This window comes from Kitasatospora sp. NPDC006697 (assembly GCF_042869935.1).
GTDB lineage: Bacteria > Actinomycetota > Actinomycetes > Streptomycetales > Streptomycetaceae > Kitasatospora.
On sequence record NZ_JBIAGU010000004.1, the window covers coordinates 256,923 to 269,540 of the forward strand.

General features: G+C 76.2%; 12 protein-coding genes. 5 read left to right on the forward strand and 7 right to left on the reverse strand.

All coding sequences use genetic code 11. The annotated features are described in order from the left end of the window. Positions 1 to 75 precede the first annotated feature (75 nt). The 6 genes from ACFYNO_RS08240 to ACFYNO_RS08265 form a co-directional block, all read right to left on the reverse strand. On the reverse strand, positions 76 to 1,518 hold the full coding sequence (locus ACFYNO_RS08240; RefSeq protein ID WP_388007225.1) for an HD-GYP domain-containing protein: 1,443 nt from the start codon (positions 1,516 to 1,518) through the stop codon (positions 76 to 78). After that, a complete protein-coding gene (locus tag ACFYNO_RS08245) occupies positions 1,515 to 2,882 on the reverse strand; it encodes an HD-GYP domain-containing protein (RefSeq protein ID WP_388007228.1) in 1,368 nt (455 codons plus the stop codon). The genes ACFYNO_RS08240 and ACFYNO_RS08245 overlap by 4 nt, the downstream gene beginning before the upstream one ends. Positions 2,883 to 3,204: 322 nt before the next feature. Continuing rightward, complete coding sequence (rsrA, locus tag ACFYNO_RS08250) at positions 3,205 to 3,561, reverse strand: mycothiol system anti-sigma-R factor (RefSeq protein ID WP_388007231.1); 357 nt, start codon at positions 3,559 to 3,561, stop codon at positions 3,205 to 3,207. Next, positions 3,558 to 4,208: a sigma-70 family RNA polymerase sigma factor gene (locus ACFYNO_RS08255; protein ID WP_388007565.1), complete on the reverse strand. Its 651-nt coding sequence runs from the start codon at positions 4,206 to 4,208 to the stop codon at positions 3,558 to 3,560. The genes rsrA and ACFYNO_RS08255 overlap by 4 nt, the downstream gene beginning before the upstream one ends. Before the next feature lie 358 nt (positions 4,209 to 4,566). Beyond that, the gene (locus ACFYNO_RS08260; protein ID WP_388007234.1) at positions 4,567 to 5,214 is read right to left on the reverse strand and encodes an alpha/beta family hydrolase; all 648 of its coding nucleotides are present in this window, start codon (positions 5,212 to 5,214) and stop codon (positions 4,567 to 4,569) included. Between the two features lie 16 nt (positions 5,215 to 5,230). Further along, entirely contained in the window at positions 5,231 to 6,001 is a 771-nt protein-coding gene (locus ACFYNO_RS08265; protein WP_388007237.1) for an SOS response-associated peptidase, read from the reverse strand. Positions 6,002 to 6,095: 94 nt separating this feature from the next. On the opposite strand from ACFYNO_RS08265, the gene ACFYNO_RS08270 reads away from it, so the two are divergent. The 5 genes from ACFYNO_RS08270 to hisN all read left to right on the forward strand — a co-directional run bounded on the left by ACFYNO_RS08270 (position 6,096) and on the right by hisN (position 10,538). Beyond that, positions 6,096 to 6,806, forward strand: a complete 711-nt coding sequence (locus ACFYNO_RS08270; RefSeq protein ID WP_388007240.1) for a M50 family metallopeptidase — start codon at positions 6,096 to 6,098, stop codon at positions 6,804 to 6,806. A gap of 60 nt (positions 6,807 to 6,866) precedes the next feature. Next, entirely contained in the window at positions 6,867 to 8,213 is a 1,347-nt protein-coding gene (aroA, locus tag ACFYNO_RS08275; protein ID WP_388007243.1) for a 3-phosphoshikimate 1-carboxyvinyltransferase, read from the forward strand. Positions 8,214 to 8,229: 16 nt separating this feature from the next. Continuing rightward, on the forward strand, positions 8,230 to 9,288 hold the full coding sequence (rsgA, locus tag ACFYNO_RS08280; RefSeq protein WP_388007246.1) for a ribosome small subunit-dependent GTPase A: 1,059 nt from the start codon (positions 8,230 to 8,232) through the stop codon (positions 9,286 to 9,288). Positions 9,289 to 9,372: 84 nt separating this feature from the next. Next, positions 9,373 to 9,696, forward strand: a complete 324-nt coding sequence (locus ACFYNO_RS08285) for a DMT family transporter (protein ID WP_388007249.1) — start codon at positions 9,373 to 9,375, stop codon at positions 9,694 to 9,696. A 44-nt stretch (positions 9,697 to 9,740) separates the two neighbouring features. Then, complete coding sequence (gene hisN / locus ACFYNO_RS08290) at positions 9,741 to 10,538, forward strand: histidinol-phosphatase (protein ID WP_388007252.1); 798 nt, start codon at positions 9,741 to 9,743, stop codon at positions 10,536 to 10,538. Positions 10,539 to 10,557: 19 nt separating this feature from the next. Here hisN and ACFYNO_RS08295 read toward each other — a convergent pair whose 3' ends face one another. Then, entirely contained in the window at positions 10,558 to 12,498 is a 1,941-nt protein-coding gene (locus ACFYNO_RS08295; protein ID WP_388007255.1) for a tetratricopeptide repeat protein, read from the reverse strand. Positions 12,499 to 12,618: the final 120 nt, after the last annotated feature.

Genomic DNA, 12,618 nt, shown 5'->3' on the forward strand with positions numbered 1-12,618 from the left:
CGCATCCAACCACGGCGGCGGCAGGGTCCGCTCACCGCACGGAGAACCGGCCGCGGGCGCGAGGGTACCCGGTGATCATCCGCTCGCGGCGCGTGCCACGGTGCACGGTCCCAGACCGGCCGCCCGGACCCGCTCCAGCGCGGCCACCACCAGCGGGTCGTAGCTGCGCCCGCTGCGGGCCCGCAGCTCGCGCAGCGCCGCCGCGCAGTCGGCCGCCGGGCCCACCAGGTCCTCGTGCGCGTTGGCGACCCGGATGATCCGGGCGGCCAGCGGCAGCGTCCGGTCGGCCAGGCCGTCCGGGCCGGTCACCGGGTCGGCCGACCTGGCCACCTGCTCGGCCACCGGGGCCGGCACCCCGGTGCAGCGGATCACCTCGCTGCCCAGCCGGGCGATCCGCTGCTGCTCGGCCTCCGGCAGCAGCGCGGTGGCGCCGGCCGGCACCGGCTCGACCAGCGAGAGCTGGCCGATGTCGTGCATCAGCGCCGCGTACTCCAGCATCGCCAGCTCCTGCGTGCCCAGGCCCAGCTCGCGGCCGAGCGCGCAGGCGGTGTCGGCCACCCGGCGGGCGTGGCCGGGGGCGGTGTAGCCGGCCACGTCGGTGGCCCGGGCCAGGGTGGCGATGGTCTGCCCGTAGGTGGCCCGGACGGCCGCCGCCCGGCGGAACGAGGTCTGCGCCAGCAGCAGCGGCACGCAGAACACCGGCAGCGCCCACAGGCCCACCTCCCCCGCGGCCAGGCTGATCAGCATCCCGGTGGCGGCGATCGCCGAGCCGATCCCGGGCAGCGAGCGCAACTGCTCCTCGAGCGCGGCGCCGAACCGGCCGCCCGGCTGCTGCACCGCCGCCAGCACCGCGTCGGCCAGCCCGGCCAGCGCGGCCACCGCGACCAGGAAGGCCCCGTAGGCCGGGCCGGCCAGCGGCAGCCGGTCCAGCGCCCCGCTGTTGTAGAGGGGTTGGAAGAGCACCGCGGCGAAGCCGACCGCGAGCAGCCGGCGGGCCGCGCCGTCCGCCCAGCCGGGCTGCTGCCCGGCCGTCCAGGGCAGCAGCCCGGCCCGCCGCACCCGCGGCTCGGGCACCGCCCGGTGCGGCCGGACCCGCCCGGCGGCGTGCCGGGGCCGGGGCACCGAGACCCGCCGGGATTCGCCGCGCCGGGCCGCGCGCACCGCCAGCCGCAGCGCCGCCCCGGCGGCGGTGCCGGCCCCGGCCACCGCCACCACCTGGAGCGCGCCGTGGCTGGTCGGCAGCCCGTGCAGCGGTCCGAGCAGCGCGTAGGCGAGCCCGGCGGCGGCGCCCAGCGGGGCGTGCCCGCGCTCGCCGGGCAGGCCGAACCGGACCGCCTCGCCCACCATGACCATCGCCGCGAAGCAGAGCGCCACCTTGGGCTCGCTCAGCCCGCGGGCCGCCAGCCAGGCCCCGCCCGCCGCGCAGAGCAGCAGTGCGGCGGCCCGCACCAGCGAGGCGCCGCAGGCGTGCGCCCGCGGCGGCGCGGCCGCCGCTCTCGGACCGGCCGGCGCGCTCACCGCACGCCCCGCACGGGCTCCGGCACGCCGAGCGGGATGTCCGGCACCGCCGGGTCCTCCTGCTCCGGCGTGGGCAGCACCGGCTGCCAGCCGTGCCGGTGCACGGCGGCGACCAGGGCCTCCACCATCTCCGGGTCGAACTGGCTGCCGGCGCACCGGCGCAGCTCGGCCACCGCCTCGCCGACCGGGCGGCCGCGCCGGTAGGAGCGGGTGGAGGTCATCGAGTCGAAGGCGTCGGCGACCGCGATGATCCGGGCGAACTCCGGGATCCGGTCGCCGACCAGGCCGTGCGGGTAGCCGCGGCCGTCCATCCGCTCGTGGTGGTGCAGGATCCCGGCGTGCGCCTCGCCGAGGAAGTCGATGCCGCGCACCAGCTCGTGCCCGTACTCCGGGTGCACCTCGACGGCCCGGCGCTCGGCGTCGGTCAGGGGACCGTTTCTGCGCAGCAGCTCGGTGGCCACCCCGAGCTTGCCCACGTCGTGCAGGGTGCCGGCGAAGTGCAGGGTGCGCAGCCGCTCGCCGGCCATGCCCAGCTGACCGGCGATCAGCACCGAGGCCCGGCCGACCCGTTCGCTGTGCCCGCGGGTGTAGGAGTCCTTCAGCTCGACCGCCTGCACCAGCGCCTCCACGGTGGCCCGGTGCGCGGCCCGCTCCCGGTGGCCCTGGGCCATCACCCAGGCCGAGATGGAGAGCGGCAGCAGCGCCAGCACCGCGGCGAAGGCGCCGTACGGGCCCTGCCAGAGCACCGCCATCAGCAGCCCGCCGAGCGCGTGCACCACGGCGGCCGGTCCCGGCAGCGCGGCCAGTACCCGGCGGCCCAGGCCCGGGGCGCCGGGCGCCGGGGTCTCGGTGAGCAGCCGGATGCCCGCCACCAGCACCCCGTTGACCAGGCAGAACGCCAGCACGGCGGCGAACGCGGGCAGCAGCGCGTCGGGGTAGCGGGCGCCGAGCAGCAGCCGGGGGCCGGCCAGCGCCCGGAAGACCACCGAGGCCGTCCAGGCGGCCACCGCGAACTGGGCGGCGTTGAAGGCCCGGCGCATCCGGTCGGTCTCGGCACCGGTGAGCACCGCGGGCAGCGCCACCAGCGCGGCGGCGGCCGGCGGCAGCATCAGCACCCCGGCGAAGAGCACCGGCAGGAAGCTGCCGGCGCCGGAGGGTACCCGCTCGGCCCGGGGCCGCGGGCGGCCGCGGCGCAGCGCGTCCCGGGTGCGGCGGGCGGCCCGCAGCCAGGGGGTGGGCAGGCCCTGGGCCACCGACTCCCAGCAGGCGTGCAGGAAGGCGAGCAGCACGACCCGGGGCCAGTCCACCGGCCCGGACCAGTCGATCCGGCCGGGCAGCAGCGCGGCGCCGGCGCCGGCCAGCACCAGCAGCAGGTAGCAGCGGGCCGGCGCGGTCAGTGCCGCCGGAGTCCGTTCCGGGAGCGCTCGGCCCCCGCGGTCGTCAGCGATGTCGGCCTCCCCACCTCGCCTGGCTCGTCTGAGGAGGATAGGCCTCGGCGGGCCCCGCGGAGCCCGGCATGCCGCGATACCCGGGCCGCCACGGGCCACACTCACCCGATCGAGTGAGCCGGGCGAACTGACGCACCATCACACGGCCGGCCCGCGGCCGAACGGGGTCACCGGTCCCCCGGACAGCCGAACGGGGACCCGGGAGCGGGCTCCCGGGTCCCCGTGGGGCGTTCTCGTCCTACTCGGCGGCGGGCGACGCGCTCTGACCGGCCGTCAGCAGGCCGCCGTGCGACCCGGCCGACTGCTCGTCGACCTCCACCACCGGCTCGCCGCTGCGCTGGCCGGCCCGGATGCTGTCGATCCGGGCGAGCACCTTGGCCCGCAGGTCGGTCGGGGTGGCGTCGCAGCCGCAGGACCGCTTGATCAGCGCCTTGATCGCCTGCTCCAGGCCGTACTTCTCCAGGCAGGGCGAGCACTCGTCGAAGTGCTCGCGGAGCTTGACGCAGTCGCCCTCGGGCATCTCGTTGTCGAGGAACTCGTAGAGGTGGTCCAGGACCTCGTCACAGTCGGTGGCGTGCGGACTTCCGCAGCTCATGAGCCCGTGCCTTTCGCCTCGCGCCCGGCACCGCTGCCGGCCGGGACCAGCCCGCGCTCCCGGGCGTAGTCCTCCAGCATGCCGCGCAACTGCCGGCGGCCCCGGTGCAGCCGGGACATCACCGTACCGATGGGGGTCCCCATGATGTCGGCGATCTCCTTGTATGCAAAGCCCTCGACGTCCGCGAGGTAGACCGCGATGCGGAACTCCTCCGGGATCGCCTGCAGGGCGTCCTTCACGTCGCTGTCCGGCAGGTGGTCCAGGGCCTGGGTCTCGGCCGAGCGCAGACCGGTCGACATGTGCGACTCGGCGCGGGCCAGCTGCCAGTCCTCGATCTCCTCGGCGGCGGTGCGCTGGGGCTCCCGCTGCTTCTTCCGGTACGAGTTGATGAAGGTGTTGGTCAGAATGCGGTACAGCCAGGCCTTGAGGTTGGTGCCCTCGCGGAACTGGTGGAAGGAGGCGTACGCCTTGGCGAAGGCCTCCTGCAGCAGATCCTCGGCGTCGGCCGGGTTGCGGGTCATCCGCAGCGCGGCCGAGTACATCGGGTCCAGGAAGCCCAGGGCATCGCGCTCGAAGCGCGCCCGGCGGACCTCCTCGGTCTCGTCGGAGGACACCCTGAAGGTGTCCTCGCCGATCGCCTCGGCCAGCTCGTCACCGGTCAGGGGCTCGTCGGCGAGCCGCTCCGACACCGCCTCGTCGGGGCCCACGTTCGGCTCGTCCTCGGTCGCGACGACCGGACCCACCTCCTCGCTGATGCGGGCACGACCCACCGTGAGCCCGCCCGGAAGCGAGGATATCGGGCTGACGGGCTTCTCGCCCGCCTCAACCCACTCCGACCACGGCACGAAGGCGCTCTCCGCGCTCCGCTCGTCGGGTCGCTCTGGGCAAGCGATCGAACCCATGTGCGCTGCCTTTCGCCTGGTCACCTGCTGACGAAGGTGTCAACCGAGCGGTCGGCCGCGGCATTCCCCGCGGAGCACGGATCCGGTGGCGGCGCCACCGGACTCAGGCCGGCAGCCCGGCCAGCCACTCCCGGACCGCGCCCACCAGCAGCTCCAGCGCCGCCTGCTGGCCCAGCGGGGCCCGCTTGGGCACCTTGAAGCCGTGCCCGGCGTGCGGCACGCCGACCAGCCGGTGGCCGGCCGGCAGCGCCGGGAACTCGGCGGGGGCGCCGAAGGTGTCCTGCTCGCCCTGCACCACCAGGGTCGGCAGGCCGGTGCCCAGCAGTTCCTCGGCCCGGGACTTCTCCGGCTTTCCCGGCGGGTGCAGCGGGAAGGCCAGCGCCAGCACGGCGGCGGCGCCGGTGGCCGCGCCGGTCCGGCAGGCCACCCGGGCGCCGGCGCTGCGACCGCCGACGACCAGCGGCACGCCCTCGGCGGCCAGCCGCCCGGCCACCGGCAGCCAGCCGGTGTCCAGCGCCTTGGGGGCCGGGGCGAGCTTGCGGCCGGCCACCCGCCAGGGCTGCTCGACCAGGGCCACCGCCACCCCGTCGGCGGGCAGCGCGGCGGCCAGCGCGGCCAGGTCCGGTGCCTCGATCCCGCCGCCGGCGCCGTGCCCGAGGCCCAGCACCAGCCGCGGGCGCCCGGCGGGCCGGTGCCAGTGCACCGCCGCCTCGCCGGCCGGGGTCTCCACGACCTCGCGTTCGACCGCCATCAGATCTCGACCGCCATCAGAAGAGTGCTCCCTCGGCCTCGGGGGTGACCCGCTCGGTCAGCCCGGGGTGGTTGTTGCGGATGCTGCCGACCGCGCTGGAGACCTCGGTGGCCAGCAGCAGGCCGGGCGCGGGGGCGCGCAGCAGGGTGCGGGCGTGCTCAGGGTCGTCCAGCGCCGGGTCCAGCCAGTCGTCGAAGGACTCCGGCTGCAGGAAGAGCGGCATCCGCTCGTGGATCGGGGCCAGCAGCGGCTCGGCCTCGGTGGTGACGATGCTGCAGGTGACCAGCCAGCCGGCCGGGTGGTCGGCGGGGTGCGCGCGGTCCCGCCAGAACTCGTAGAGGCCGGCCAGCGCCAGTGGCGCGCCGTCCGCCCGGTGCACGAAGTAGGGGACCTTGCGGGCCTTGCCGCGGCCGGCCCCGTGTTGCGTGGCGGGCGCTTCGAAGGTCTGCCATTCGTAGTAGCCGTCCACCGGCAGCAGGCAGCGCCGGGAGGCGAAGGCCTGGCGGTAGGCGGGCTTCTCGTGCACGGTGTCGGCCCGGGCGTTGATCATCTTCACCGCCGTCTCCGGCGTCCGGGACCAGGCCGGCACCAGCCCCCAGCGCAGCCGGCGCAGCTGCCGCACGGCCGGGCCGCCGCCCCTGGGTATCCGTTCCAGCACCGCGAGCACCGGCTGGGTCGGCGCCACGTTCCAGCTCGGCGCGACCGCCTCCTCCGGATCCCACTGCGCCACGTCGAAGAGCTCGACGATGTCCTCGGGGCTGGTGCTCGCCGCGAATCGACCACACATGCCGGACACCCTATGCAACCGGCGGCTACCGCGGGGCCGTCCCGGCATGGGAGGCTGCCCTCTCTCCCGCCCCCGCACTCCAGGGACTTCGATCATGAACCAGAGCATCGGCGACGTCTGGCAGCGGGTCGTCGGCACTCAGCCGGCCCCGCCGCACTGGCTGGTGCTGGCCTGCGCCGGGGCCGCCCTGCTGGGCATACTCCCGCACCCGGTCTGGCGGGTCAGCCGGAACGTGGTGACCATCGCGCACGAGGGCGGCCACGGCCTGATCGCCCTGCTCACCGGCCGCCGGCTGCACGGCATACGGCTGCACTCGGACACCTCGGGGCTGACCGTCTCCTCCGGCCGCCCGACCGGGCCCGGCATGGTGCTGACCGCCGCGGCCGGCTACACCGCCCCCTCGCTGCTGGGCCTGGGCGGCGCGACCCTGCTGGCCACCCGGCACACCACCGCGCTGCTCTGGGTCTGCACCGCGCTGCTGGCCGTGATGCTCACCCGGCTGCGCAACGCCTACGGGGTGCTGACCGTGCTGGTCACCGGCGGGGCGTTCTTCGCCGTCTCCTGGTGGGGCTCCGAGCAGCTGCAGGCCGGCTTCGCCTGCCTGGGCGTCTGGTTCCTGCTGCTGGCCGGGGTCCGCCCGGTGCTGGAGCTGCAGGGCAAGCGCCGCCGCGGCGGGGCCCGGGACTCGGACGCCGACCAGCTGGCCCGGCTCACCGGGGTGGGCGCGCTGCTCTGGGTGGCGCTCTTCCTGGTGGTCGCGCTCTCCTGCCTGCTGGCCGGCGCGAGCCAGCTGCTGGGCGCCTGAGCCCATCCGAGGGACGGGCGGGTCGACCGCCCGGCGGCCGGGCCCACCTAGACTGACGGCATGACCGAGACCCTGTGGCCCGCCCCCGTCGCGACCACCGCCGTCGATGCCGTCGTCACCGTCCCCGGCTCGAAGTCCGTCACCAACCGGGCCCTGCTGCTGGCCGCCCTGGCCGCCGAGCCCGGCTGGGTGCGCCGACCGCTGCGCAGCCGCGATTCCCAGCTGATGGCCGACGGGCTGCGGGCCCTCGGCGTCACCATCGAGGAGCAGGTCAACAACTCCGCCGGCGGCACCGGCGGCGGCGAGGCGTGGCGGGTCATCCCGGCCACCCGGCTGGCCGGTCCGGCCACCGTCGACGTGGGCAACGCCGGCACGGTGATGCGCTTCCTGCCGCCGCTCGCGGTGCTGGCCGACGGCCCGGTGCACTTCGACGGCGACCCGCGCTCGCACGAGCGCCCGCAGCACGGCGTGATCGACTCGCTGCGCGCGCTCGGCGCCCGGATCGAGGACGGCGGCCGCGGCGGCTTCCCGCTGACCGTGCACGGCACCGGCGCGCTGGACGGCGGCACGGTGGAGCTGGACGCCTCGGCCTCCTCGCAGTTCGTCAGCGCGCTGCTGCTCTCCGGCGCCCGCTACAACCAGGGCGTGGAGGTGCGCAACACCGGCGGCCCGATCCCCTCGCTGCCGCACATCCGGATGACCGTCGACATGCTGCGCCAGGCCGGCGCCCAGGTGGACGCGCCGGAGGACGGCGGGGAGGAGGGCGTCTGGCGGGTCTCCCCCGGCGCGCTGCGCGGCCGCGACCTGGTGGTCGAGCCGGACCTGTCCAACGCCGCGCCGTTCTTCGCCGCCGCGCTGGTCACCGGCGGCCGGGTGACGGTCCGGGACTGGCCCCGGCACACCACCCAGGCCGGCGACTCGCTGCGGGACATCTACACCGCGATGGGCGGCACCTGCCGGTTCGTCGATCTGGACGGCACCGGGGAGGGCCTGGAGTTCACCGGCGGCGACCGGATCACCGGCATCGAGGCCGACCTGCACGACGTCGGCGAGCTGGCCCCGGTGATCGCCGCGGTGGCCGCGCTGGCCGACTCCGAGTCGGTGCTCTCCGGCATCGCCCACCTGCGGCTGCACGAGACCGACCGGCTGGCCGCGCTGGCCAAGGAGATCAACGGCCTGGGCGGCGACGTCACCGAGACCGCCGACGGCCTGCGGATCCGCCCGCGCAAGCTGACCGGCGGCATCTTCCACACCTACGAGGACCACCGGCTGGCCACCGCCGCCGCGGTGCTCGGCCTGGCCGTGCCCGGGGTGCTGGTGGAGAACGTGGCCACCACCGCCAAGACCCTGCCGGACTTCCCGGCGATGTGGGCCGGGCTGCTCGATCCGGCGGCGGCGACGGACTGATCGGGAGACGAGCACCATGCGCCGCTACGGCAAGGACGCCGACGAGGACGACATCCGCAACCGCCCCGGTCCGCGGGGCTCCCGGCCCCGCACCAGGATCCGGCCCAAGCACGAGGATGCCGCCGACGGCATGGTGCTCACCATCGACCGGGGCCGGGTGACCTGCCTGGTGGAGGCCGGCACCAAGCGGGAGCGGGCGGTCACCGCGATGAAGGCCCGCGAGCTGGGCCGCAAGGGCGTGGTGGTCGGCGACAACGTCAGCCTGGTCGGCGACCTCTCCGGGGAGCCGGACACCCTGGCCCGGATCGTCCGGGTGGCCGAGCGCAGCTCGGTGCTTCGCCGCACCGCGGACGACGACGACCCGTACGAGCGGATCGTGGTGGCCAACGCCGACCAGCTGGCGATCGTCACGGCGCTGGCCAACCCGGAGCCGCGGCCCCGGCTGATCGACCGCTGCCTGGTGGCGGCCTACGACGCCGGGATGGAGCCGCTGCTGGTGCTCACCAAGTCCGACCTGGCGCCGGCCGAGCCGCTGCTGGAGGCCTACGCCCCGCTGGGCATCGCCCATGTGGTGACCCGGCGGGACGAGTTGGAGACGGCCGGCGCGGAGGCGGTGCGGGAGCGGCTGCGCGGCCTGGCCACCGTCTTCATCGGGCACTCCGGGGTCGGCAAGACCACCCTGGTGAACGCCCTGGTGCCGGAGCAGCAGCGGACCACCGGCCGCGTCAACGCGGTGACCGGGCGCGGCCGGCACACCACGGTCTCGGCGCTGGCGCTGCGGCTGCCCCCGCCGCCGGGGGCCAAGTCGGGCTCCCGGAAGGCGCTGGACCCGGGCTGGGTGATCGACACGCCGGGGTTCCGCTCCTTCGGCCTCTCGCACATCGACCCGTCCCGGGTGATCCTCGCCTTCCCGGACCTGGAGCCGGGCACCGCGGACTGCCCGCGGGCCTGCAGCCACGACGAGCCGGACTGCGCCCTGGACGCCTGGGTGGCGGACGGCCACGCCGACCCGGCACGGCTCTACTCGCTGCGCCGGCTGCTCGCCTCCCGGGAGACCAGGGAAGAAGGGGACTGACGGTGTGGCGGCCGCCGTTCGGAGGACTGACGGGCGATCATAGGACTTGACGATGATCATCCCTGAGCCTCCGGGAGGCGGCCGATGGCGTGGTTCATGGTGGTCCTCGCGGGCCTGCTGGAGACCGGCTTCGCGGTCAACCTCAAGCTCAGCCACGGCTTCACCCGGCTCGGGCCGACCATCGCCTTCGCGCTCTTCGCCCTCTCCAGCTTCGGCCTGCTCACCCTCTCGCTGAAGCACCTCCCGGTCGGCAGCGCCTACGCGGTGTGGACCGGCATCGGCGCGGCCGGCACCGCCGCCTACGGCATGATCTGGCTGAACGAGCCGAGTTCGGCGCTGAAGCTGGTCTCCATCAGCCTGGTGATCGCCGGCGTGGTCGGTCTGCAGCTCAGCGGTTCCGGACACTGATCGGCTGCCGCCCGCCGCCCGTCCGGAGCGATACTGTTCGACCCATGGCCGACTACCACGATGACCTCCGCCTCGCCCACGTGCTCGCCGACTCGGCCGACTCGGTCACCCTGGAGCGCTTCCGGGCACTGGACCTGGCGATCGAGACCAAGCCCGACCTGACCCCGGTCAGCGACGCCGACAAGGCCGCCGAGGAGTTGGTGCGCTCGGTGCTGCAGCGGGCCCGGCCGCGCGACGCGGTGCTGGGCGAGGAGTTCGGGCTGGCCGGCTCCGGGCCGCGGCGCTGGGTGATCGACCCGATCGACGGGACCAAGAACTACATCCGCGGCGTGCCGGTCTGGGCCACCCTGATCGCGCTGCTGGAGGAGGGCCCGGACGGCGAGCAGCAGCCGGTGGTCGGGATCGTCTCGGCGCCCGCGCTCAACCGCCGCTGGTGGGCGGCCAAGGGCCTGGGCGCGTTCGCCGGGCGCAGCCTGGCCAAGGCGAGCCGGATCCACGTCTCCGGGGTCTCCCGGATCGAGGACGCCTCGCTCTCCTTCTCCTCGCTGACCGGCTGGGAGGAGCGCGGGCGGCTGGACCCGTTCCTGGACCTGACCCGGGCCTGCTGGCGGACCCGGGCGTTCGGCGACTTCTGGTCCTACATGATGGTCGCCGAGGGCGCGGTGGACATCGCCGCCGAGCCGGAGCTGAGCCTGTGGGACATGGCGGCGCCGTGCATCGTGGTGCAGGAGGCCGGCGGCCTGTTCACCGGGCTGGACGGCATCGACGGCCCGGGCGGTGCGGACGCGGTGGCCAGCAACGGCCTGCTGCACCAGGAGGCGCTGCGCCGGCTGAGCGTCTGACGGCGGCCGTGACGGCCCGTCAGGCCGTCATCTCCGGGTGCATGGCGTCCAGCAGCCGGGCGGCCCGCTCGGCCACCTCCGGGGGGCCGTAGTCGGCCGCCCGGCGGCACCAGCTCTCGGCCTGCACCGGCTCGCCCCGGCGCAGCGCCAGCAGGGCCAGCCGCAGCGCGGCCCGGCCGTGCCCGGCGTCGGCGGCCCGGGTGTACCAGATCATCGCCTCCGGCTCGCGCTCCTGACGGGCCAGCAGCAGGCCGAGGTTGAAGGCGGCGCTGCGGCTGCCGGTCTCGGCGGCCCGGCGGTACCAGCTCTCGGCGATCTCCAGCGCGCCGCGCTCGGCGGCCCGCACGCCCATCCGCACCTGGGCCCGGCTGTGCCCGGCGTCGGCCGCCACCGCGTACCAGTGCTCGGCCTCCTCGCCGGCGTCGCCGCGCCGGTCCAGCAGCGAGGCCAGCCGGAACGCGCCCTCGGCCGAACCGCCGCCCGCCGCCTGCCGGTAGCGGTCCAGCGCGGCCGGCAGGTCGCCGCGCTGCTCCCGGGCCACCGCCAGCTGCAGGGCCGCCTCGCCGTGGCCGCCGGCCGCGGCCCGGGCATACCACTCGTGGGCCTGCTGCTGCTCGCCGCGGCCGGCGTGCAGCACCCCGAGGTTGAAGGCGCCGTCCACGCTGCCGGCCTCGGCGGCCTTGGAGAACCAGGGCTCGGCACCGGCCTCGTCGCCGCGCTGCAGCAGCACCACGGCCAGCGCGTTGCAGGCCTCCCGGTGCCCGGCGTAGGCGGCCCGGCGGTACCACTGCTCGGCCTGCGCCTGGCGGCCGGCGGCGGCGCAGAGCAGGCCCAGGTTGAAGGCGCCGTTGTGATCGCCGGCGTCCAGCGCGGCCCGGTACCAGCGCTCGGCGTCCTTGTCCTCGCCGCGGCCCGCGTGCAGGGCGCCCAGCGCGTTGGCCGCGTTGCCGTCGCCGGCCTCGGCGGCCTCCTGCCACCACTCGGCGGCGGACGGCAGGTCGCCCGCGTCGCGCAGCAGGAAGCCGAGCGCGCAGGCGGCCCGCGGCTCGCCGTTCTGCGCCGACTGCCGGTACCAGCGGGCGGCCTCCTCGCGCAGCCCCTGGTCGCCCGCGGCGCGCTGCTCCACCAGCACACCGAGCCGCAGCGCGGCCCGGGCGTGGCTGCGCACCGCCGCCGTGCGGTACCAGGTCTCGGCGCTCTCCTTGTCGCCGGCCGCCTCGCGCATCCGGGCCAGCCGGTAGGCGGCCTCCCGGTGGCCGGCGTCGGCGGACAGCCTGAACCAGCGCTCGGCGCGCACGTCGCGCCGGTGCTCCATCAGGTCGCCCAGCGCGTAGGCGCCGAGCGGGTGGCCCTGGTCGGCGGCGAAGTGCAGCCAGTACTCGGCGGACTCCTCGTCCCCCTGGTCGCGCAGCAGCAGGCCGAGCGCGTGCGCGGCGGGGGCGCTGCCGGCCACCGCGGCCTGGCGCCACCACTGGCCGGCCTCGGCGCGCAGGCCGCGCTGGTGCAGCAGCACGCCGAGGTTGTTGGCGGCGGCCCGCAGGCCGGCGGCGGCCGCCTTGCGCAGGTACGGCTCGGCCTCGTCCAGATCGCCGCGGCGCAGCAGCAGGGCGCCGAGCCGGCTGGCCGCGTGCGGGTCGCCGGTGTCGGCGGCGGTGCGGTGGCGCTCCTCCAGGGCGGCGGACTCACGGGCGGCGAGTTCGTCCTCGAAGCTGTCGGCGGCGGCCGGCAGGGCGTCGGGCTCGGTGGCGGCGGGCGCGGGGTAGCCGCCGGTGACCTGCGGGACCGGGACCGGGCGCAGGTGCTCCGGGCCGGTGCCGGCCGCGCCGCGCTGGGCCGGGACCGGAGCGGTCACGGCCGGCTCGGTGGCCTGCTCCACGGCGGCCAGGGCCGTGGCCGCCGTCGCCTCGGCGGGCTCGGCGGTGTCGGTGGTGGAGGGCTGGTTTCTGCCGATCAGCTTCATGCCGACTCCCGCTCCCCCCGAGTGCCACGGCATCCTCCCCCAGCCTTCGGCCGGGGGGACCCCCATGGGGCGTGCCAAAGTCGACGGCCCGTCAACAGCCGTGCCCCGTCCCCCATGTGC